Origin of the sequence: Pseudomonas sp. Tn43, from assembly GCF_014192635.1 — a bacterium.
GTDB lineage: Bacteria > Pseudomonadota > Gammaproteobacteria > Pseudomonadales > Pseudomonadaceae > Aquipseudomonas.
Window position 1 is genome coordinate 221432 of the sequence record NZ_JACHYG010000003.1, and the last position, 22386, is coordinate 243817.

Consider the following 22386-nt stretch of genomic DNA (forward strand, 5'->3'; position numbering starts at 1 on the left):
GGCTCCTTGTGGAATGAGCAGTAAGGCACAGCAATGACAGACTTTCCATGTAGGTCGTCGGCTGGTTCGAGCGTAATAAAATCGCCAGAGCACAGGCGCTGGCGGAGGTTTTCTAACAGGTGAGCACAGACATTTAATCCGTAGCCCAACACCTTATGACGCAGCCGGCCCAAGCCCCACGCGGGTTTCAGCTCATTCGGGGCAATTACTATTGAGTGCCCATGGCCTCTTCGCCAAAAACAAATCGACATAATATTGACACCGAAACACCCGCCTGTCGGAATATTGGCACGTCGTACTGTTAGCTGCGGTTAACACCTTTACAAAGCCTGCCCCCACAACTAAACACACATCAAACTGATATCAGGAAAGGCCGTATCCCTGAGTCGGTGCTCTCTCAAAATACGTCTTGAACAATCTGAACGGTGCAAGGACAGGATTTCGTCCTGTCAGCAATGCCTGGCAACTCCAAAAATAAAAAACCGCCCTCTCGGGAGACAGACATGACTACCACTACAACGACCAGCGGCGGCACCGTTACTTCACTTTCCAACACTGCGCAGGCGCAGGACGACATTTTCACGACCGGTGTGATTGGCACGAGCACCGCGGCCATCACTGAAGACCTGCTGGGAGTCGTATACCTGGACGTCATGTCCAATGACCTCGGCGGCAGCGCAAAGACACTGTGGTCACTCGATGACGCGACCAGTCTTTCCACTGCCACCAAGGTTTATGCACCGGCCGACCTGCTGGTCCAGGACACCGGCAGAATTGAGGCAACGAGTACTGACACCAGTTTCAACGGGGCAAAGATCTGGATTACCTCCGATGGCAAGGTCGGCTACGACGCCGCAACATTGTCGACGGCTTTCAAGGCACAACTTCAGTCGCTGGCGGGTGGAGGGACCCTGACAGACACCTTTACCTATGCGATTCGTCTCGGCAACGGCACCCTCAGTTGGGCCACCGCGCAGGTGCAGTTCGCAGGTGCGAATGACAGCGTGACGATAAGCCTGGATGTGCAGGCCGGCACAGTAACCGAAGATGCGAGCACGACATCGAGCCCGACCGACTCGCTGAGCGCGACGGGGGTGATTGCGTTTAGCGACGTAGATCTGAGCGACACGCATACCGCCTCTTTCGTCCCTGCGGCAGGCAACGCCACCGCGCTGGGCAACTTCACCCTTGCATCAGTAACTGAAGCGGCCAACGCCGCCGACGGCACGGTTGACTGGACTTACACCCTGAACAATGCGGCAGCCCAATCCCTGGCCCAAGGGCAGACGGTGACTGAAACCTATATCGTCACCCTCAGTGACGGGCATGGTTCGTCGACCACGCAGAATGTGACCATCACCATCACCGGCATTAACGACCAGGTGCAGATCACCAGCGGCGTGCAGGCCGGCGATGCCGGGGAAGACAGCGGCGACTACGCAGCCAGCGGTAACATCACCTTCACCGACGTCGACCTGATCGACATCCACAGCGTTACCGTCACGCCGGGCGCTTCCGGCTATCTGGGCAGTTTCACCACTGATCCGCTGAGCGACAGCACCGGCACGGGCAGTGGTTCGCTGGGCTGGAACTTCGCAGTGGACAACGCCGCGTTGCAGTTCCTCGGCGAAGGCCAGATCGTCACCCAAACCTATAACGTGGCGATCGGCGACGGCGCGGTGCAGACCGTGACCATTACTATCACCGGTTCTAACGATCGGCCGACGCTGACAATCGCCGACAGCAGCGGCGCAATGAACGAAGGTAATGGCACCGCCACGCTGAGCGACAGCGGTGCACTGAGCTTTGCCGATCTGGACAGTACCGACACGGTGACCGTGTCGCAGACCGCCAACGGCGACATCGCCTGGAGCGGCGGCGTGCTCAATGCGGCCGTGGCTTCGGCACTGGTGGCCGGTTTCTCGGTCGATCAAAACAGCTGGGACTACAGCAGCAACCAGAACCTCGACTTCCTCGGTGCGGGTGAAACCATCACCTTCTCGTACACGGTGGTTGCCACTGACAACAGCGGCGCGGCTAATGCTGCCTCGGCGACGCAGACGGTGAACATCACAATCACCGGCACTAACGATGCGCCGGTACTCAGTTTCGCCACCGGCCATGATGTCGGCGCGGCGCAGGAAGACACCACGCTCAGCGTCAGCGGTCAGTTCAGTTCGGCCGACGTCGATCATGCCGCAACAGCCAGCTGGAGCATTGCCGGTACGAATACCGGCACCTATGGTTCGATCGCGGTGGATAGTACTGGTAAATGGACGTACACCCTGGCCAATGGCACCGATGGTGTTGCCAGTGCGGTGCAATCGCTGGGGGCTGGCGAGAGTCACGATGAAGTGTTCAGCGTGCAGGTCAGCGATGGCCTCGGCGGCGTGGACACCCAGTTGGTGACTGTGACCGTCACCGGCACTAACGACGCCGCCGTGCTGTCCTCAGCCAATGTCACGCTGACCGAAACCAATGCCCCACTGACCACAGCTGGCACCCTCACCATCAGCGACATCGACAGCCCGGAAACCTTCCAGGCCCAATCCGGCACCATCGGCGCCAACGGTACCTTCGCCATCGATGCCGGGGGTAATTGGAGCTATACCGCCAACTCGGCCTTCGACGCACTCAATGTCGGCGACAGTCTCACCGACAGCTTCACCGTACTCAGTGCCGACGGCAGCTCGACTGCAGTGACGGTGACCATCAACGGCAGCAACGACTCGCCAACAATCACCTCCAACGGCGGTGGTGCGACGGCTTCGGTCAACGTGGCGGAGAACACCACGACGGTCACGACAGTGACGGCAACCGATGCTGATCAGTCGTCACAAACCCTGAGCTACTCGATCCTGAATACGGCCGGGACGGATTTCAGCAAGTTCTCGATCAGTTCAAGCGGGGTGCTGACGTTCAATTCAGCGCCCGATTACGAGAATGCCCAGGATGTCGGTGGTGCTGACGGTGATAACGCCTATGTTGTGGATGTTCAGGTGGCCGACGGCAATGGGGGAACTGACACGCAGACGATAACGGTGAATGTGCAGAACGTCGTTGAGACGCCGGTTGATACCGTGACACCGACGGTGGTAGTGACGGGGACCGCGCTAGGGAATGCGATCGGCTCAGTATCGACAGTCACATTCCAGTTCAGTGAGGCAGTGATCGGTTTCAGCCTTTCCGACGTCACGGTGAGTGCATCAGGGCCAACCCCTCGCGGAACCTGGGGTAACTTCACGCAGGTAGACGGCGATACCTATACGGCGACGCTGACCAGAACGCTGACCGGTAGCGTGAAAGTCGACGTTAGCGCGAATAGCTACACCGATCTGGCGGGTAATGCTGGCACTGCCGGAAGCAGTGCAAACCTTCCGGCAGGCGTTGCCGGCGAACCTATCAATCTCGCCCTCACTACTCCGTCGAGCGATATCAGCGGCCCGATAACGGTTTCAATCAGCGGTGTTCCCTCGGGATGGATATTCAATGCGGGAACCGACAACGGCGATGGCACCTGGACCGTGCAGACCAGTGATCCTGGCGCGTTGACGGTGACAACCCCAAGCGACTTCGCGGGAGCGTTGGTGCTTGATATCAATATGTACTGGAGCAATAGTGACGGCAGCGACGGTAGCGCTTATGTGTTCAACAACATCGAAGTCTATGCCCCCGACGCGCCAATCTTCGCCTTGTCCGCTGACGACAACCTGACTGGCTCGTCCGGTGCCGACACTTTCGTTTTCGCCCAGCCGATCGGCAACAACCAGATCTACAGCTTCGATGCCACGGCGGACAAGATCGACTTGATCGGCTTCCCGGGCATCAACAGCTTTGCTGACTTGAACATCACTAACGACGCCAACGGCAATGCACTGGTCAGCATCAGCGCCGGCCAGTCGGTCACCCTGAAAGGTGTCGATGCGACAGACTTGAGCGAAGCGAACTTCCAGTTCGATGTGGACCCGGTCATGACCAATACCGGCACCCTCACCATTGCCGACGGCGCGATCATGCCGTTCGGTGGCAGCATTCATAACAGCGGCACCATCGAACTCGGCTCCACCGGCAGCGAAACCGAGCTGGAAATTCTTTTCCGCGGTGCGACCTTGACCGGCGGCGGCCAGGTCCTGCTATCCGACAGCGCGCAAAACGTGATTTTCGGTGGCAGCGCCGACACAGTCCTGACCAACGTCGACAACCGCATTTCCGGCGCCGGCCAGTTGGGCGCCGGGCAGTTGGTACTGGTCAATGCAGGCCTGATCCTGGCCAGCGGACTGAACAGTCTGGTGCTCGACACCGGCACCCACAGCATTACCAACAGCGGCGTGCTGGAATCGACGGGTGAAGGCGGCATGACGGTCGCCAGTGCGGTCGACAACTCCGGTCACTTATGGGCCAATGGCGGCGACATGCGTCTGCTGGCCGACGTGATGGGCAACGGCAGCGCCACCATCGACGGCGACGCGACCCTGACCTTTTCCGGCGCCGCCCACGGGTCCGTCGCCTTCCACGGCGAAGGTGCGGGCACGCTGGTGATCGCACAGGCCGAAGCGGCGAGCTCGCTGGTCGGCATCCTCGGTCTGGAAAGCGATGACATGCTGACCTTCGGCGATCTCGCCTTCGGCGCCAACACCCAGCTCAGCTACAGCGCCAACGCCTCTGGCAGCGGCGGCCTGCTGACGGTGAACGACGGCACGCATCGGGCCGAGGTGAACCTGCTAGGGCATTACATAGCGGAGGACTTCCAGGTCACCGAAGGCGAGGCCGGTACTCAGGTCAGTTACAACGGCGCATCCAGCGGCACACTCGTGGGCAGCATGACGGCAGACGTACTCAGTGGCGGCGACGGCAACGACATCCTGGCCGGTCGTGGTGGAGAGGACACGCTCAGTGGCGGCGCGGGAGCCGATATGTTCGCCTACCTCAACGCGGCGGAAGGCGGAGACACCATCCTCGACTACAACTTCGCCGAAGGCGACGCACTCGACCTCTCTGCCCTGCTCAGCGCCAACTTCGTCAGCGGTACCAGCCAGGCGTCCGACTTCGTCCAACTGGCGCAATCAGGCAGCGACATCACCGTGAAGGTAGATGCCGACGGCGCAGCCAATGGTACGAACTTCGCCGATGTGGCGGTCCTTGCCAACACGGGCACAAGCGGTACCGATCTGGTGCGTACGTGGTTTGGGGAGGCTGACCATACGCTGACGGCTTGATGTTGGGCTGGAAAACGAATCCATCGCTGCAGACAGCCACAAAAAAGCCCCACCAGATCACTCTGCGTGGGGCTTTCAAATATGTGGTGTCCCAGGGCAGGTTCGAACTGCCAACCTTCCCCTTAGGAGGGGGATGCTCTATCCAATTGAGCTACTGAGACACAAGTCGCCGCAAATAAATGCAAGCGATGGACGGCGTGCATGTTAACGGCCAGACCCGCGTTTGTCATGTCGTCCTTAGGCTTTTTAAGTGTAGGCAGATGCCTCACGAAAGCGTGGCTTTGCTCACCGTGCAAATTGCATCACCGCAAAATGCCATCATTGCAAAATGCAATGCATCCGCTTTACAAAAAATATCTTAATTCATTGTTTTTAAAGGATTTAATAGCCGTTAGACTTTTGGCATGCGGGCTGCTTCGACTGTTCTCAACCAACCCAGGAGATCAGCCACATGAACAGCGCGCTGTTAATCGCGAACGCGGTCGCTTTGGCAGTTCTGTTGGGTTTCCATTTCTTCCCCGAAAACGACGCCGTGACAATTGCGCAACGTATCCCTCATTACCTGCAGCTGCAAAAAACGCCTCAATTGGCAGTCGCGAACGATCAACGCAGGGTTGTCGGCAAAGAAATGAGCCAAGAAACTATTCAGCTGCGCACACAGTCTTTCGAACGCTTGGTATTTTGAAATCACCCATCAGGAGCACAGCATGTCTAAATCAGCCGCAGGATTTTTTATCCTCGCCTTACTGAGTGGCATCCTTCATTTGTCATTGGTCGAGGACACGGTCGTTACCCTGCCCCTGATTGCTTGCGGCGTGTTCGGTGCTCTGTTCGTGCTGGCGCTGATCGCCGGGCGCAAGATCAAGTTCGATCCGGTTCTGCGCTGAGACTCAACAGCTTCAGAAGATTGGCGACCGTGCCAGCAAGGTCGCCGGAGTTATCGAGTCGGCGGATCTGCGAATCATCGATTGACTCATCAGCCGTAAACAACGCATTACGGTGCAGTCTTGCTTCAATTTCTGCCGGGCTCTCACGCCCCCGCCGCAAAAGGCGCTCGCGCAGGGCTTCACTTTTGACCGTCAATAGCACCGGCAATAGCGTGGGATAGTGTTGTTGTGCTTCTGCCAGGTGCCCGCGCGAACCGTTGACCAACACATCACGGCCCTCCGCGAGCCATTGGTCGATGCATGCAGGAATACCGTAACTCAGCCCATTGGCCTGCCACCACAGCGCAAAATCCCCGTTGGCTCTGCGTTGTTCAAACTCTTCACGAGACACCTCGATGGCCTCTTCACCCACCGATTCCGCCGAACGTGTGATAACGCGACGCACGATTACACAATTGCGTGCGCGTAGCGGCTCGCGAGCGGCTTCGATAAGGGTGTCCTTGCCGGATCCCGAAGGCCCCATTAAATAAATCAGCCTGCCACCCATCCTCAAATCATCCCGTGCCGTACGTCCAGACTAGTAAATCGGCCATTTGCCACTATCCTGTATCAGGTAAGGAACAAGGATCGAATCCGCATAGCATGCACCTTCAGGGCGTCTTCGGGCATCACCTGTCGGGCAAGAGGACGCGGTCAGTAAATTCGGACTCATGGATTATTTTCAGACCAGTCCGCATTTCTGATAATAGGTGCTGGCATTAAGCCTTTACCCAGATCAATATTTGTCACAGAATTGACGCCAATGATCTGGCTAATTTGAGGCATGATGCGCGCCTCTATCAATTCAGGTTGAACATTTGGCCAGAGTGCTTGTCCTATCTGACATCCTGCGGCCAATCCCCGAGAACCGCTCCCCTGAACTAACCGGTTAAATATATGCGCCCATTGAAACAGGCAATTTATTCCAGCCGTACGGCTGACAAGTTTGTCGTACGTCTGCCAGACGGAATGCGTGAACGCATTGCCGAGGTGGCTCGCAATCATCATCGCAGCATGAACTCCGAAATCATCGCGCGCCTTGAGCAAAGCCTTATTCAGGAAGGTGCGTTGGGTGAAGAATTGAGCATGCGCCTGGACAGCCCCGAACTGTCTTTGCACGAACGCGAACTGCTGCAGCGCTTCCGCCAGCTCTCCCACCGCCAGCAAAACGCACTGGTTTCGTTGATCGCCCATGACGCCGAAATGGCCGCAGACGCTTCCTGATTTATCCCGAAAGCTCAAGCCAGCGTAATCGCTGGCTTTTTTTTGCCTGAAATTTACCTAAAAAAAAACCCGCCGGTTGGGCCCAGACTTTTAGGAGCCAGGCTTGCCGGCGAAGGCGTCCTTAAGAGCGCTTTCGCCGGCAAGCCTGGCTCCTACGAAAAGCGGCTTGCTCAGGCGGGTGTTTTTTTGAAGCAGGACATCAAAGCAGGAAAATCGTCGCCAGCCCGAGGAAGATGAAAAAGCCGCCACTGTCGGTCATGGCCGTGATCATCACACTGGCCCCCATTGCCGGGTCGCGCCCAAGCCGCGCCAGGGTCATCGGAATCAAAACCCCCATTAATGCCGCAAGCAATAGATTAAGCGTCATGGCAGCGGTCATCACCACGCCCAGGGACCAACTGCCATAAAGCAGATAGGCCACCACACCAATCACGCCCCCCCAAACCAGACCGTTGATCAAGCCAACCGCCAATTCCTTGCGCATTAGCCGCGACGTATTGCCGGTACTGACCTGGTCCAGCGCCATGGCCCGAACGATCATAGTGATCGTCTGGTTACCCGAGTTGCCACCGATACCGGCGACGATCGGCATCAATGCCGCCAGGGCTACCAGTTTCTCGATGGAGCCTTCGAACAGGCCGATCACCCGCGATGCAATGAACGCGGTGATCAGGTTCACCGCCAGCCAGGCCCAACGGTTGCGCAGGGATTTCCAGACCGACGCGAAAATATCTTCTTCTTCACGCAGACCCGCCATGTTGAGAACTTCGTTTTCGCTCTCTTCACGAATCAGGTCGACCATTTCATCGATGGTCAGACGACCGATCAGCTTGCCGTTCTTGTCGACTACCGGCGCCGAGATCAAGTCATAACGTTCGAACGCCTGAGCGGCCTCGTAGGCGTCTTCATCCGGATGAAAACTCACCGGGTCGCTGGCCATGACTTCCGACACCTGCTTTTCCGGGTCGTTGACCAGCAGACGCTTGATCGGCAACACACCCTTGAGCACGCCGTCATAATCGACCACGAACAATTTGTCGGTGTGGCTTGGCAGCTCTTTGAGACGGCGCAAGTAACGCAAAACCACTTCGAGACTGACATCCTCACGGATGGTCACCATCTCGAAGTCCATCAGCGCACCGACCTGCTCCTCGTCATAGGACAACGCGGAGCGGACGCGCTCACGCTGTTGATTATCGAGGGTTTCCATCAGCTCGTGGACGACGTCTCGCGGCAGCTCGGAGGCCAGGTCAGCGAGTTCGTCGGCATCCATGTCCTTGGCTGCCGCCAGGAGCTCGTGATCATCCATGTCGGCGATCAGGGTTTCACGAACCGAATCGGATACTTCGAGCAGAATGTCGCCGTCGCGATCAGCCTTGACCAATTGCCAGACCGTCAGGCGATCGTCCAGCGGCAGGGCTTCAAGGATGTAGGCAACGTCGGCGGAGTGCAGATCATCGAGCTTGCGTTGCAACTCGACGAGGTTTTGCCGGTGAACCAGGTTCTCGACCCGGTCGTGATGCGGACCTTCCTGGCGATGAGTCAGGTCTTCGACCACTCGCTGGCGCTGCAGCAGCTCAACGACTTGAGCGAGGCGGTCCTGCAAGCTTTCTTGCGTTTTCTTTACTTCAACTTCAGACATAGGCGAACTCCACTCCCAGCAGCGGGGCACGCCGGAAGGATCAATCAGTCAATTCATGATTGTAAAAACGGGATACTGAGTAACTACTGGGTAAGTCCATGGAGGTATTCCACAAGCCCCGGCGGGGCTGACGGGCGCAATGATAACACCGCCTGACGGTTTTAAACGTTAAAAATCGCGGCTGAAACAAGTGCTTGCGAGACAAACCTGAGCGCCTCCTGATCCAGTCAAACTGCGACGACTCATTCTGAAAAGAAAACACACCGCCGCCTGAAAATGTAAAGACTACCCTTGATGAAGACCGTCATGGAGGACGTCGAATGCCATCGATTGCTCAATATTTGCTAGCCGCCCTGCTCTGCCTGCCGCCCCCAGTGCTCGCCACGATCGTTCACCGGTGCGAAGCCGCCAACGGACACATTACTTTCACAACCTTGAGCTGTACGGCAGGAGAAAGTCTCTCAGCACACGACGTACGCACATTTCTGCCAGGCAGCGTGACGCCCCTGATGCCGGAGGCCGAGTCTCGCGAAACACCAGGCAAGAAATTGCAAAGGAGAGAGCCGACGGTCGTTGGTCAATCCGAAGGCAAATGTGGAGATCTGCTCAGCGCGAAGGAACGCCGCATAGCAATCATCAATCAGCGGGTCGTTGCCGGCATGACCCAGCAGGACGTCGAAAGCGCACTTGGCAAACCCGACAAGATCACCACCCGCAATTCAGCCACAAGCTATCGCTACGACAACAAGCGAGGGCGCAGTGCTCATATCGAGTTCGACGAGAAGGGTTGTACCAAAGGAAAAGCCAAATCGCAGACGGCAAAAAGCCCGCGTTAAACGCGGGCTTTTTGTTGTTTGGTGCACTCGACAGGATTCGAACCTGTGACCGCTCGGTTCGTAGCCGAGTACTCTATCCAGCTGAGCTACGAGTGCATTTGTGTTTTTATACCAGATCACAACTGGTTGAAGCCAAGTTACTCACATTACTGCAAACAACTCTTAAATGGTGCACTCGACAGGATTCGAACCTGTGACCGCTCGGTTCGTAGCCGAGTACTCTATCCAGCTGAGCTACGAGTGCATTTGTTGCCGCGCATTATAGGCCGTTGAATCTTTTTGTAAAGCTCTTTTTTCTAGTAATTTCAACAACTTACCGAAAAAGCCAGATTACAACGTACTACGCAAATAATGGCGGAGAACGGGGGATTCGAACCCCCGACACCCTTTTGAGGTGTACTCCCTTAGCAGGGGAGCGCCTTCGGCCACTCGGCCAGCTCTCCGCAACACGGGGCGTATCTTAACCAACCTTTTCCCCGTTTGCAAACATAAAAAACGATAAAAATTAATGGCTTGGTTCTTCGTCCTTCTCTTTCTTTATACGCAGGTAAATTTCTTCACGGTGCACAGCAACCTCTTTCGGGGCGTTGACACCGATACGCACTTGATTTCCTTTTACGCCGAGCACGGTCACGGTGATTTCGCCATCACCAATAATCAGGCTTTCTGCGCACCGACGAGTCAGAATCAGCATACCTTTCTCCTCACGCATTCATTTCAGGGACAACAGTCTGCAAAAAAAAGGCATTTGACCTACAACCAGAACGATCGCAGCCCTACATGCCTGAGTATTGACTAGCGCGAGCAAAAGAACAGTTTTGGTACGCGCCATTCAAAAAAACGAAGGGCGCGGTCAGACCGCGCCCTTGGGAGAACGTATTACTCGCCCTGTCGGGCCGGCGCATCCAGTTCGAAAGCCGTGTGCAGAGCACGCACAGCCAGCTCCAGGTACTTCTCTTCGATCACCACGGACACTTTGATTTCCGAGGTCGAGATCATCTGGATGTTGATGCTTTCTTTCGCCAGGGATTCGAACATACGGCTGGCCACACCTGCGTGGGAGCGCATGCCGACGCCGACAATCGAGACCTTGGCAATCTTGGTGTCGCCAACGACTTCACGGGCACCGATCTCGCGAGCCGTGTTTTCCAGTACGGTTTGCGCCGCCTGGTAGTCGTTGCGGTGCACGGTGAAGGTGAAGTCGGTGGTGTTATCGTGCGCAACGTTCTGCACGATCATGTCGACTTCGATGTTCGCGGCACTGATCGGGCCGAGAATCTTGAACGCCACGCCCGGGGTGTCTGGCACGCCACGGATGGTCAGCTTGGCTTCATCGCGGTTGAAGGCGATGCCGGAAATGATCGGCTGTTCCATGGTTTCCTCTTCATCAATAGTAATGAGGGTGCCCGGACCCTCCTTGAAGCTGTGCAGTACGCGCAGCGGAACGTTGTACTTGCCGGCGAATTCCACCGCACGGATCTGCAACACCTTGGAACCGAGGCTGGCCATTTCCAGCATCTCTTCGAAGGTGATCTTGTCCAGACGCTGAGCCACGGATACCACACGCGGATCGGTGGTGTAGACGCCGTCGACATCGGTGTAGATCTGGCATTCGTCAGCCTTCAGGGCTGCCGCCAGCGCCACGCCGGTGGTGTCGGAACCGCCACGACCAAGGGTGGTGATATTGCCGTGCTCGTCGACGCCCTGGAAACCGGCGACAACCACCACACGACCGGCTTTCAGGTCACCGCGAATCTTCTGGTCATCAATCTGCAAGATACGCGCTTTATTGTGCGCGCTATCCGTCAGAATCCGTACCTGATTGCCGGTGTACGACACCGCTGGCACGCCGCGCTTGATCAGCGCCATGGCCAACAGTGCAATCGTCACCTGCTCACCGGTGGAAACGATCACATCCAGTTCGCGAGGAACCGGCTGGCCATCGCCACTGATTTGCTTGGCCAGATCGATCAGACGGTTGGTTTCGCCGCTCATTGCAGACAGCACAACCACCAGGTCATCGCCCGCCTCGCGGAATTTCTTAACCTTGTCGGCGACCTGCTCGATTCTCTCGACAGTGCCGACGGAGGTGCCTCCAAATTTCTGTACGATCAAAGCCATTTCAAAGCCGCCTCTGCCCATGAAGGGCGCCCAATAATCACTCAAACAACGTTCTGGCCCGCCACTAGACCGCGAGCCAGACACATTGCCTTATAAACCCTGCTCTACAAATGGAACGGTCAGGGCCAATGCGGCATCCAGTGCGCCAGCGTCAACACCACCGCCCTGCGCCATGTCTGGACGACCACCGCCCTTCCCGCCCACTGCCGCAGCAGCCTGTTTCATCAAATCACCGGCTTTGAGTTGGCCAGTCAGGTCTTTGGTCACGCCTGCAACCAGTACGACCTTTTCCTCATGGACACTGCCGAGCAGGATCACTGCGCGGCCGAGTTTGTTTTTCAGTTGATCGACCAGCGCCAGCAGCGCCTTGCCGTCCTGACCGTCCAGACGCACGGCCAGCACTTTCACACCTTTGACGTCCAGGGCGGAAGCCGACAGATCGTCGCCCGCCGCACTGGCTGCCTTTGCCTGCAACTGCTCGAGTTGCTTCTCCAGCAGACGGTTGCGCTCCAGCACAGCCGACAGCTTGTCGATCAGGTTATCGCGGCTGCCCTTGACCAGGTTGGCCGCTTCCTTGAGTTGTTCTTCAGCCGCGTTCAAGTAGGCCAGCGCTGCTGCGCCGGTTACTGCCTCAATACGACGCACACCGGAGGCCACACCGCCTTCGCTGATGATTTTCAGCAGGCCGATGTCGCCGGTACGGGTAGCATGAATACCGCCGCACAATTCGACAGAGAAATCGCCCATGCTCAGCACGCGTACGCTGTCGCCGTACTTCTCGCCGAACAGCGCCATGGCGCCTTTTTGCTTGGCGGTTTCGATGTCGGTTTCTTCGGTTTCAACCAGGGAATTCTTGCGAATCTGGGCGTTGACGATGTCTTCCAGCGCCTTCAGTTGCTCAGGCTTGATTGCTTCGAAGTGGCTGAAGTCAAAGCGTAGACGCTGACTGTCAACCAACGAGCCTTTCTGCTGAACATGCTCGCCCAGCACTTGGCGCAACGCGGCGTGCAACAAGTGAGTGGCGGAGTGGTTCAGCGACGTCGCATGACGCACGTCGGCATCGACATGAGTCTCGACCGGAGCGCCGACGATCAGGCTGCCCGAATCCAGCACACCGTGGTGCAGGAACGCGCCGCCGGTCTTGGTGGTGTCGCGCACGTCGAAACGCGCAGCGCCCGCCTGGAGGAAGCCGCAATCACCAATCTGACCACCGGATTCGGCATAGAACGGGGTCTGATCGAGAACGACCACGCCCTCTTCGCCTTCGCTCAGCACGTCAACCGATTGCCCGTCTTTATAGAGAGCAACGATTTTGGCGGAACCGCTGTGGGCGGTGTAACCGGTGAACTCGGTGGCCACATCAACCTTGACCAGGCTGTTGTAGTCCATGCCGAAGGAACTGGCGGAACGGGCACGCACGCGCTGGGCTTCCATTTCGCGCTCGAAACCTTCTTCGTCGATGGTCAGGCTGCGCTCACGGGCGATGTCGCCGGTCAGGTCCATCGGGAAGCCGTACGTGTCGTAAAGCTTGAACACTACATCGCCCGGGACCACGTCGCCTTTGAGTTCGGCCAGATCCTGCTCGAGGATTTTCAGGCCCTGTTCCAGGGTCTTGGCGAATTGCTCTTCTTCGGCTTTCAGGACGCGCTCGATGTGCGCCTGTTGGGATTTCAGCTCGGGGAACGCTTCGCCCATCTCGGCGACCAGGGCCGCAACGATCTGATAGAAGAAGCTGCCCTTGGCGCCCAGTTTGTTGCCGTGACGGCAAGCGCGACGAATGATCCGGCGCAGCACATAACCGCGACCTTCATTGGACGGCAGCACGCCATCGGCAATCAGGAAGCCGCAGGAACGGATGTGGTCAGCCACGACTTTCAGCGACGCCTGAGCATCGTTGGTGCAACCGATGGCCTTGGCCGATGCGCTGAGCAGGCTCTGGAACAGGTCGATTTCATAGTTGGAGTGAACGTGCTGCAACACGGCACTGATCCGCTCAAGCCCCATGCCGGTGTCCACCGACGGTGCTGGCAACGGATGCAACACGCCATCGGCGGTGCGGTTGAACTGCATGAACACGTTGTTCCAGATTTCGATGTAACGGTCGCCGTCTTCTTCTGGCGAGCCCGGTGGGCCACCCCAGATATCGTCGCCGTGATCGTAGAAAATCTCGGTGCAAGGACCGCACGGACCGGTATCGCCCATGGTCCAGAAGTTGTCGGACGCGTACGGCGCGCCTTTGTTGTCGCCGATGCGAACCATGCGCTCGGCCGGCACGCCGATGTCTTTGGTCCAGATGTCGTACGCCTCGTCATCGCTGGCGTAGACGGTGACCCAGAGCTTTTCTTTCGGCAGATTGAGCCACTTCTCGGAGGTCAGGAAGTTCCAGGCGTAGGTGATGGCATCACGCTTGAAATAATCACCGAAGCTGAAGTTACCCAGCATTTCGAAGAAGGTGTGGTGACGGGCGGTATAACCGACGTTTTCCAGGTCGTTGTGCTTGCCGCCGGCGCGCACGCATTTCTGGCTGCTTACAGCGCGTGTATACGCGCGTTTTTCCTGGCCCAGAAAGCAGTCCTTGAACTGGTTCATCCCCGCGTTAGTGAACAGCAGGGTTGGGTCGTTGCCCGGAATCAAAGAGCTGGAGGCTACACGGGTGTGGCCTTGCTCTTCGAAGAAGCGAAGGAAGGCTTCACGGATTTCTGCGCTTTTCATTAGGTTCTTCCACGGAGGCTGCGGCCAAAGGCCTGTGCGAAACGTCAACAGACGAAGCGACGGCAAAGGGCCGCATTATATCGGCGTTAGTGACCAGGTACAGCGTGTTTGTACGATACAAGCAGTCAATTGGACGGCTAACACGCTCAGTTGTGAGAAAAGTCGGCAAATGTGGCGACGACTTGCTCGATTTGCCCATGGCTGACGTCCATGTGCGTGACCATTCGCAGTCGACCGGCAGCGCTGAGCTTGATCCCGCGTGTCGCGGCAAAGGCCTTGATTGCTTCGGCCTTGTCGCCCATCTGTACGTAAACCATATTGGTCTGCACCGGCTCGACCTCATAACCCGCTGCTCGCAGGCCGTCGGCCAGCCTTTGTGCGTTGGCATGATCATCTGCCAGGCGCTGAATATGGTTGTCCAGCGCATAAAGCCCCGCTGCGGCGAGAATCCCGGCCTGACGCATGCCGCCGCCAACCATTTTGCGCAGACGCCGCGCCTTGGCGATCAACTCGACCGAGCCGCACAATACTGAACCGATCGGCGCCCCCAGGCCTTTGGACAGGCAGACCGAAACCGAATCGAAATGCTGAGTGATCTCCCGCGCATCGACACCCAGCTTGACCGCCGCGTTGTAGAGCCGCGCGCCATCCAGATGCAGCGCCAAGCCGTTTTCATGAGTGAAACGGCGCGCCCGGGCCAGATACTCCAGCGGCAGAACCTTGCCCTGCATGGTGTTTTCCAGCGCCAGCAAACGGGTGCGAGCGAAATGGAAGTCATCCGGTTTAATCGCCGCGGCGACCTGCGCCAGGTCCAGTGAACCATCGGCCTGCACTTCCAGCGGCTGCGGCTGGATCGAACCGAGCACTGCAGCGCCACCCCCCTCGTACTTATAGGTATGAGCCTGTTGTCCGACAATGTATTCGTCACCGCGATCGCAGTGGGCCATCAGGCCAAGCAAGTTGCTCATGGTGCCCGTCGGGACAAACAGTGCCTGGGCAAAACCCAATCGTTTTGCCAGCTCGGCTTCCAGATGATTGACCGTCGGATCTTCGCCATAAACGTCGTCACCGGTGGCCGCATTGGCCATCGCGTCGAGCATCCCTGCGGTCGGTTGGGTAACGGTGTCGCTGCGAAGATCGATAACGCTCATGAATCTGGCCTCGGTAAGCAGGGGGAAATCCCTTTAAGGAAGGAATTACTGCGGTCATGCCGATGATTAATCAACCCTTCGGCTAGGAAAAGGTGGTTCAAGCCAACCAAACAGTCGATAACAATCATCAGATAGCAGCAATGCACAGGTGAGAAATATGTGTTAAAAACGCTTCGCCGCCAAACAATCTGGCGGCAAAACGTTCTCAGGGCGGGGTGCAATTCCCCACCGGCGGTAATTGCGCGCAATGCGCATAGCCCGCGAGCGCTTGGCGGCAGCATGGCAATGGCTGTGATGGCGACAAGGTCAGCAGACCCGGTGTGATCCCGGGGCCGACGGTCATAGTCCGGATGAAGAGAGAACGGGATTGGCGTCGCCTAGGCTCTGCACCAAAGCGCCGTCCGCAGGCACTTGTGGCTGCGTACGCTTAAATCCCATTCGATTCATAACGCCCTGTTTTTCACACAAACAGGAGTCAGAACATGCAACCCACCGCAATCGATAGCAAAAGCAAAAACCATCAGGGCGAGCGCGTCGCGTTCATCCAGGCCTGCTGGCACAAGGATATCGTCGACCAGAGCCGTAAAGGCTTCGTCGGTGAAATGATTGCTCAGGGTTATCAAGAGTCGGACATCGATTTCTTCGAAGTCGGCGGCGCCTTTGAAATTCCACTGCACGCCAAACTGCTGGCCAAATCGGGTCGCTATGCCGGCATCGTCGCAGCGGGCCTGGTGGTCGACGGCGGTATCTATCGCCACGAATTCGTCGCCCAGTCAGTCATCAGCGGCCTGATGCAGGTACAGCTGGAAACCGAAGTGCCGGTGTTCTCGGTGGTTTTGACCCCGCACCACTTCCATGCTGGCGAAGAACATCAGAAGTTCTTCTTCGAGCATTTCGTGCACAAGGGCCAGGAAGCGGCGAAGACCTGCGCGGATACGCTGCACAAGATGCGGGCGCTGCGTCGAAGTGAGCCTCGCGCGGTAGCCGTCTAGTCGAATGATCGTTCCCACGCTCTGCGTGGGAATGCCTCAATGGACGCTCTGCGTCCGCTATTGGGACGCGGAGCGTCCCGGGCTGCATTCCCACGCGGAGCGTGGGAACGATCGTTGCGCGAAAGTCAGGTCAGGTTTTCGTCGGTGGTCGGTACGATCAGGATGCCGGCGCGCAGGCCGTTCTTGACCTTGGGGTTCGGGAAGATGATCCGGGCGCCCTGCTCTTCGATGATCCAGCGGGTATTGGCGATATCCTCGGCCAGCACATACCCCACATCCAACTCTGAAAAGTTTTCGATATCCGCCGGCAGGTTCAGGTGGAATTTATCGCTGTGCTTGATCACTTCCCGCGCGACGCTGAACAATTGCAAGCCATCCAGCCCGTCCGCGGTGATTGGCGGTTCGGTGCCTTCGATGATCTGCTTCAAGCGGGTTTCAAGAAGGTCGACGTTGACCCCCTCGTTCTGCCCGAACGGCCGGGCCTTGCCCAGTTCCAGGGTGAAAGACTCGGCATCGAGCTTGTCGTAGGTGTAGGAACTGAAGACGATGGAAGGTTTGTTCTGCAACAGCACCGCCTCCATGCCGGCGGCGCGCAGGCGAGCCAGTTCCTGGCGTGAATGCTGACGACCTTCTTTCCAGGGGTACAGGGCGAACTGCTCGATTTTCGAGCCGCGGATCGCCGTGTGCAGGTCGTAATGCAGGCGATCGCGCTCTGGCAGGCTGAAGAAAGTCGCCGCCAGCCGTTCCAGCTCACACGCGCGCAAGGCCTCGGAACCACTGGTTTGTTCGTGCCGGCCGTTGAACAGCCGATTGACGTCCTGCTCGATGAAACGCTCGCCTTTGCGAATCGCTTCCGGGTTGCCGAACAGAAACAGAATACGTGCGCGCGGCTTCAAGTCACCACGGGCGATGTCATGCAACAGGCGATCGAGCAGCTCGATCGGCGCTGTTTCGTTGCCATGGATGCCGGCCGAAAGCAGCAGGTCCAGGCCGTTGTCGCGAGCTTCAGGTGGCCGGACTTCCAGCGCACCTTCGCTCAACCAGCGCATGCGCACGCCTTCGACAGTCAGTTGAGTCTTCTCCGCCGGTTCGCGGCCGGCGAGGGTCAGTTCAAGCAGTTTGCCGAGGGCGAGCATAGAGCGGTTTCCTTAGTGGTCGTGATTGCAATCCGGGCCGTGTACGTGGTCCTCATCATCGCCGACGTCGGCCGGTTCCATCTCCAGTTGCAAACTTACCAGATTAGTCGCCAATGGGCGCAGCAGCAGGTTGGCGTATTCAGCGTCACCTTCTTCGACGTCCACGCCAATCAGCAACTGGCCGCGGCCATCCTGCTGGATCCACAGCTCTTTGCCTTGCCACATGACCGCGACGCGGGTGCAGGACGTTTCCAGTTGCGTGCCGTCGGTGTCTTCAAGGATCAGCTGCAGGGTATCGCTCATGTTTTACGCTCTCGTCTGGAGATAGCGCGGCGCATTCAATTCATGCGCCGACTTTCAATTGATCTGGAATGGATAAACCGCGCCCAGTTTAAGGATTTGCGTCAGTTCATCCAGTGCCGTCCGGCACTCAAGCAACAATTGCGGGTCCGCCAGATCGTTTTCGGTCATGCGGTCGCGGTAGTGCTTGTCGACCCATTCGGTCAATGTGCCGTACAACGGTGCGGTCATGATAACCCCTTGGTTGACGGCCGCCAGTTCGGTTTCGTTAAGTGCGACGCGTAACCGCAGGCAAGCCGGGCCACCGCCGTTCTGCATGCTCTGCTTGAGATCGAAAACCTTCACTTCGCGGATCAGGCCGCCAGAGCTGGTCAGGCCTTGCAGGTACTGCCAGACACGCTCGTTGCCACGGCATTCTTCCGGCACGATCAACAGCATGGAGCCGTCAGGACGCGACAGCAGCTGGCTATTGAACAGGTAGGAACGTACCGCGTCTTCCACCGTGACCGCGGAACGCGGTACGCAGATCGACTGAAATTTCCCACCGACTTTTGCGAGTTTGCCTTGCAGTTCGGCGAGCATCTTTTCGGTATCGAGGAAGGCGTCCTCGTGATAGAACAGCACCTCGCCGTTACCCACCGCGATCACGTCGTTGTGGAACACGCCCTGATCGATCACCGAAGGGTTCTGCTGGGCATAGACCACGCCGTCATCGCTCAACCCGTGCAAACGCGCGACCGCCTGGGACGCTTCGAGCGTCTGGCGTGCCGGATACTTCTGCGGGTTCGGGTAACGGGTGTCAAACGCGCTGCGACCGAATACGAAAAACTCAACGCCGGCTTCACCATAATCACGGCAGAAACGGGTGTGGTTGGCCGCGCCTTCATCACCGAACTGCGCCACGGCCGGCAAAGCGGCGTGGTGAGCAAAATGCTTCTGATCGGCGAACATCGCCCCCAGTACGCGGCTGGTGGTCGGGTGTTCGATGCTGCGATGGTATTTGCAGTTCAGGTTGGCGGCGGTGAAATGCACGCGGCCATCGGCGGTGTCGGCGCTCGGGCTGACCGTGGCGGCGTTCGCCACCCACATGCTCGACGCCGAGCAACTGGCAACCAGCAGCGGCATGGCCTCTTTGGCGGCGCGCTCGATCACCTGAGCATCGGTACCGCTGAAACCCAGTCGGCGCAATGCGGCTACGTCCGGACGTTCTTGTGGCGCCAAAACGCCTTGCTGAAAGCCCATTTCCATCAGCGCTTTCATCTTCGCCAGGCCTTGCAGCGCGGCTTCCTTCGGGTTCGAAGACTGCTGGCTGTTGCTCTGGGAGGCGACGTTGCCGTAGGACAGGCCGCCGTAGTTATGGGTCGGCCCCACTAGACCGTCAAAATTGACTTCATAGGATTTCATCAGCGAGGCTCCACGAGAATCTGTTGTTATAAGGCTTCAGTAACTAACTGTTCAGTGCGACCGAGTCGCGGCCATCGCGGGCAAGCCCTGCTCCCACAGGTTCGGAGGTGTTCACACATGTTGTGACCGACGCAAATCCTGTGGGAGCGGGCTTGCCCGCGATTGGGCTTTACACCATCTTCACGCCAGGCGTGAGGGTGGCTGGCAACACCAGGCTCGGGGTTTCCAGCGAGGCCACCGGGTACGCGCAGTAATCCGCGGCGTAGTAGGCACTGGCGCGATGGTTGCCCGATGCGCCGACACCGCCGAATGGCGCGCTGCTCGCCGCACCGGTCAGCTGCTTGTTCCAGTTGACGATACCGGCCCGGCTTTCCAGCCAGAACTGCTGATAACGCGCTTCGGAATCCGACAGCAAACCAGCCGCCAGGCCATAGTCGGTGTCGTTGGCTTCAGCGATCGCCGCTTCAAAATCAGCGTAGCGGATCACTTGCAGCAGCGGACCGAACAGCTCTTCGTCCGGGCGATCGGCAACCGCCGTTACGTCCAGAATGCCCGGGGTCAGCAAGGCTGCCTGGGCCTGGGGCTGAGTCATTTCCAACAGCGCCACGGCGCCGTTGGCCAGCAGATGTTCTTGCGCATCCATCAGCGCTTTCGCAGCGCCGAGGGAAATCACCGAGCCCATGAACGGCGCCGGTTGCTGATCGAACGCACCGACTTCAATCGTCGAGCTGACGGCCACCAGACGCGCCAGCAGCGTATCGCCCCAGGCGCCTTGCGGCACCAGCAAGCGCCGCGCACAGGTGCAGCGCTGACCGGCGGAAATGAAGGCCGACTGAATGATGGTGTAAACAGCGGCATCGAGGTCCGCGACCTGATCCACCACCAGCGGGTTGTTACCGCCCATTTCCAGCGCGAGGATCTTGTCCGGACGACCGGCAAACTGCTGGTGCAGATGATTGCCGGTGCGGCTGGAACCGGTGAAGAACAGGCCGTCGATGCCCGGGTTAGCCGCCAGGGCGATACCGGTTTCGCGAGCGCCTTGCAGCAGGTTCAGCACGCCGGCCGGCAGACCGGCTTCGATCCAGCACTTGACCGTCAGCTCAGCCACTTTCGGGGTCAGTTCACTTGGCTTGAACAGCACGCTGTTACCGGCCAGCAGCGCCGGCACGATGTGTCCGTTCGGCAAGTGACCCGGGAAGTTGTAAGGACCAAACACCGCCACCACTCCGTGTGGTTTGTGGCGCAATACCGCAGTGGCATCGCCCAGCGGACCGCTCTTCTCGCCGGTACGCTCGCGGTAGCTCTGCACCGAGATCGCAATCTTGTTGACCATGCTGGTGACTTCAGTCGCCGCTTCCCACAGGGGTTTGCCGGTTTCTTCACCGATGGTGCGAGCCAGCTCGTCGGCGTGATTCTTCAGTGCAGCGGCAAAGGCTTCCAGCACGCTGATGCGTTCTTCCAGGGGACGACGAGCCCAGCCCGGGAACGCCTGACGCGCCGCTTGCACAGCCGATTCGACCTGACTGGCCGTGGCGCCTTCGCCGGCCCACAGCACTTGCTGGGTCACCGGGTTTACCGATTGAAAGTTTTCACCCTGACCGGCCAGCCATTCACCGGCGATGTATAGCGAATTCATTATTTCGACTCCCGAGCGGACAACGGAACGGCGCGCACTTGATCGCCAGCGTTGAGTTGAAGACGTTTGGCGGTCAGCGGATCGACCACCAACGTGCCGGCGGCGAAGCGTGCTGGTGCGGCAGTGATCCGGCAGTCTTCGCGCTTGCGGTTATGAATCAGGAATGGCGTGGCGTCGTCACCCGGGGTGCCGATGGCCAATACCAGCGCCTGGCTGTCGCGGACCGCACGGATCTTGGTGGTTTCGCATTCCACCGCAGGGCCGGCATCGAAAATGTCGACATAGCCTTGATAACTGAAGCCTTCGCTCTTGAGCATCGACAGTGCCGGCTCGGTATCCGGGTGAACCTGGCCGATCACGTTGCGCGCATCTGGCGACAGGAAGCAGGTGTACAGCGGGAATTTCGGCATCAGTTCGGCGATAAACGCCTTGTTGCCCACGCCAGTGAGGTAATCGGCCTGGCTGAATTCCATCTTGAAGAAGTGCCGACCCAGGCTTTCCCAGAACGGCGAACGCCCGGCCTCATCGGACACACCGCGCATTTCGGCGATGATCTTGTTGCCGAACAGCTGCGGGAACTCGGCGATAAACAGCAGCCGCGCCTTGGCCAACATGCGGCCGTTGAGGCCACTGCGGAAATCGGCGTGCAGGAACAACGAGCAAAGCTCGGAGTTACCAGTCAGGTCGTTGGCCAGAAACAGCGTCGGAATTTCACGGTAAATGTTCAGCTCTTGGGAGGCGCTGACCGTCAGGCCGACCCGGAAGTTGTACCAGGGCTCACGCAGGCCGACGGCGCCGGCAATGGCGGAAATGCCTACCACGCGGCCGTTGTCGTCCTCGAGTACGAACAGATAGTCCGCATCACCGCGCCCGGCTTCGCCGCGGAAGGTCTTCTCGGCCCAGCCGACCCGATGGGCCAGACGCTCTTCGTTGGCCGGCAAGGTGGTCAGGCCGGTACCGGTGCTGCGGGCCAGGTCGATCAGAGCGGGTAAATCGCTGCTGCGTACGGGACGAACAATCATGCTATCTCCTCAAACGGGCCGCTGGCGCTGCCCGTGAAACTCGCTGCTTTACTAAGCATTCATTCTTT

17 protein-coding genes, 4 tRNA genes and 1 riboswitch are annotated in these 22386 nt (G+C 58.4%); of the genes, 6 read left to right on the forward strand and 15 right to left on the reverse strand.

Translation table 11 applies throughout. From position 1 onward, the window contains the following. Positions 1 to 503: 503 nt before the first annotated feature. The gene (locus FHW68_RS09530; protein ID WP_183680135.1) at positions 504 to 5216 is read left to right on the forward strand and encodes an S-layer family protein; all 4713 of its coding nucleotides are present in this window, start codon (positions 504 to 506) and stop codon (positions 5214 to 5216) included. Between the two features lie 84 nt (positions 5217 to 5300). Here FHW68_RS09530 and FHW68_RS09535 read toward each other — a convergent pair. Further along, positions 5301 to 5377: transfer RNA gene (locus tag FHW68_RS09535), tRNA-Arg, on the reverse strand. A 290-nt stretch (positions 5378 to 5667) separates the two neighbouring features. On the opposite strand from FHW68_RS09535, the gene FHW68_RS09540 reads away from it, so the two are divergent. Continuing rightward, complete coding sequence (locus FHW68_RS09540; protein ID WP_095630446.1) at positions 5668 to 5901, forward strand: hypothetical protein; 234 nt, start codon at positions 5668 to 5670, stop codon at positions 5899 to 5901. Between the two features lie 22 nt (positions 5902 to 5923). Further along, the gene (locus FHW68_RS09545; protein WP_095630445.1) at positions 5924 to 6103 is read left to right on the forward strand and encodes a PA3371 family protein; all 180 of its coding nucleotides are present in this window, start codon (positions 5924 to 5926) and stop codon (positions 6101 to 6103) included. On the opposite strand, the gene phnN is transcribed toward FHW68_RS09545, so the two are convergent. After that, positions 6078 to 6650, reverse strand: a complete 573-nt coding sequence (gene phnN / locus FHW68_RS09550; protein ID WP_183680137.1) for a phosphonate metabolism protein/1,5-bisphosphokinase (PRPP-forming) PhnN — start codon at positions 6648 to 6650, stop codon at positions 6078 to 6080. The two genes, FHW68_RS09545 and phnN, sit on opposite strands and share 26 nt — an antisense overlap. A gap of 389 nt (positions 6651 to 7039) precedes the next feature. On the opposite strand from phnN, the gene FHW68_RS09555 reads away from it, so the two are divergent. Further along, complete coding sequence (locus FHW68_RS09555) at positions 7040 to 7366, forward strand: Arc family DNA-binding protein (protein WP_003178899.1); 327 nt, start codon at positions 7040 to 7042, stop codon at positions 7364 to 7366. Positions 7367 to 7565: 199 nt separating this feature from the next. Here FHW68_RS09555 and mgtE read toward each other — a convergent pair whose 3' ends face one another. Next, the gene (mgtE, locus tag FHW68_RS09560; protein ID WP_095630443.1) at positions 7566 to 9008 is read right to left on the reverse strand and encodes a magnesium transporter; all 1443 of its coding nucleotides are present in this window, start codon (positions 9006 to 9008) and stop codon (positions 7566 to 7568) included. Between the two features lie 320 nt (positions 9009 to 9328). On the opposite strand from mgtE, the gene FHW68_RS09565 reads away from it, so the two are divergent. After that, on the forward strand, positions 9329 to 9844 hold the full coding sequence (locus FHW68_RS09565) for a cell envelope protein SmpA (protein ID WP_095630442.1): 516 nt from the start codon (positions 9329 to 9331) through the stop codon (positions 9842 to 9844). A gap of 19 nt (positions 9845 to 9863) precedes the next feature. On the opposite strand, the gene FHW68_RS09570 is transcribed toward FHW68_RS09565, so the two are convergent. From FHW68_RS09570 to ltaE, 7 genes are all read right to left on the reverse strand, one after another. Further along, a tRNA-Arg gene (locus FHW68_RS09570) sits at positions 9864 to 9940 on the reverse strand. 71 nt (positions 9941 to 10011) lie between these two features. Beyond that, a tRNA-Arg gene (locus tag FHW68_RS09575) sits at positions 10012 to 10088 on the reverse strand. Between the two features lie 108 nt (positions 10089 to 10196). Further along, positions 10197 to 10287: transfer RNA gene (locus tag FHW68_RS09580), tRNA-Ser, on the reverse strand. A gap of 62 nt (positions 10288 to 10349) precedes the next feature. Then, complete coding sequence (csrA, locus tag FHW68_RS09585; protein WP_002554426.1) at positions 10350 to 10538, reverse strand: carbon storage regulator CsrA; 189 nt, start codon at positions 10536 to 10538, stop codon at positions 10350 to 10352. A 185-nt stretch (positions 10539 to 10723) separates the two neighbouring features. Beyond that, positions 10724 to 11965: an aspartate kinase gene (locus FHW68_RS09590; protein ID WP_008071826.1), complete on the reverse strand. Its 1242-nt coding sequence runs from the start codon at positions 11963 to 11965 to the stop codon at positions 10724 to 10726. Between the two features lie 90 nt (positions 11966 to 12055). After that, on the reverse strand, positions 12056 to 14677 hold the full coding sequence (alaS, locus tag FHW68_RS09595) for an alanine--tRNA ligase (protein WP_095634605.1): 2622 nt from the start codon (positions 14675 to 14677) through the stop codon (positions 12056 to 12058). A 146-nt stretch (positions 14678 to 14823) separates the two neighbouring features. Beyond that, a complete protein-coding gene (gene ltaE / locus FHW68_RS09600; RefSeq protein WP_095634604.1) occupies positions 14824 to 15828 on the reverse strand; it encodes a low-specificity L-threonine aldolase in 1005 nt (334 codons plus the stop codon). A 197-nt stretch (positions 15829 to 16025) separates the two neighbouring features. After that, positions 16026 to 16195: riboswitch (FMN riboswitch) on the forward strand. A gap of 115 nt (positions 16196 to 16310) precedes the next feature. On the opposite strand from ltaE, the gene FHW68_RS09605 reads away from it, so the two are divergent. Next, the gene (locus tag FHW68_RS09605) at positions 16311 to 16820 is read left to right on the forward strand and encodes a 6,7-dimethyl-8-ribityllumazine synthase (RefSeq protein ID WP_095634603.1); all 510 of its coding nucleotides are present in this window, start codon (positions 16311 to 16313) and stop codon (positions 16818 to 16820) included. 125 nt (positions 16821 to 16945) lie between these two features. Here FHW68_RS09605 and astE read toward each other — a convergent pair whose 3' ends face one another. From astE to astA, 5 genes are all read right to left on the reverse strand, one after another. Further along, complete coding sequence (astE, locus tag FHW68_RS09610) at positions 16946 to 17956, reverse strand: succinylglutamate desuccinylase (RefSeq protein ID WP_095634602.1); 1011 nt, start codon at positions 17954 to 17956, stop codon at positions 16946 to 16948. Positions 17957 to 17968: 12 nt separating this feature from the next. Beyond that, positions 17969 to 18259 (reverse strand): hypothetical protein, encoded by a 291-nt coding sequence (locus FHW68_RS09615; RefSeq protein WP_007904718.1) that lies wholly within the window; start codon positions 18257 to 18259, stop codon positions 17969 to 17971. A 54-nt stretch (positions 18260 to 18313) separates the two neighbouring features. After that, complete coding sequence (gene astB / locus FHW68_RS09620) at positions 18314 to 19660, reverse strand: N-succinylarginine dihydrolase (RefSeq protein WP_095634601.1); 1347 nt, start codon at positions 19658 to 19660, stop codon at positions 18314 to 18316. Positions 19661 to 19829: 169 nt separating this feature from the next. Then, entirely contained in the window at positions 19830 to 21299 is a 1470-nt protein-coding gene (gene astD, locus FHW68_RS09625) for a succinylglutamate-semialdehyde dehydrogenase (RefSeq protein WP_183680483.1), read from the reverse strand. Further along, complete coding sequence (gene astA, locus FHW68_RS09630) at positions 21296 to 22318, reverse strand: arginine N-succinyltransferase (RefSeq protein WP_183680139.1); 1023 nt, start codon at positions 22316 to 22318, stop codon at positions 21296 to 21298. The genes astD and astA overlap by 4 nt, the downstream gene beginning before the upstream one ends. Positions 22319 to 22386: the final 68 nt, after the last annotated feature.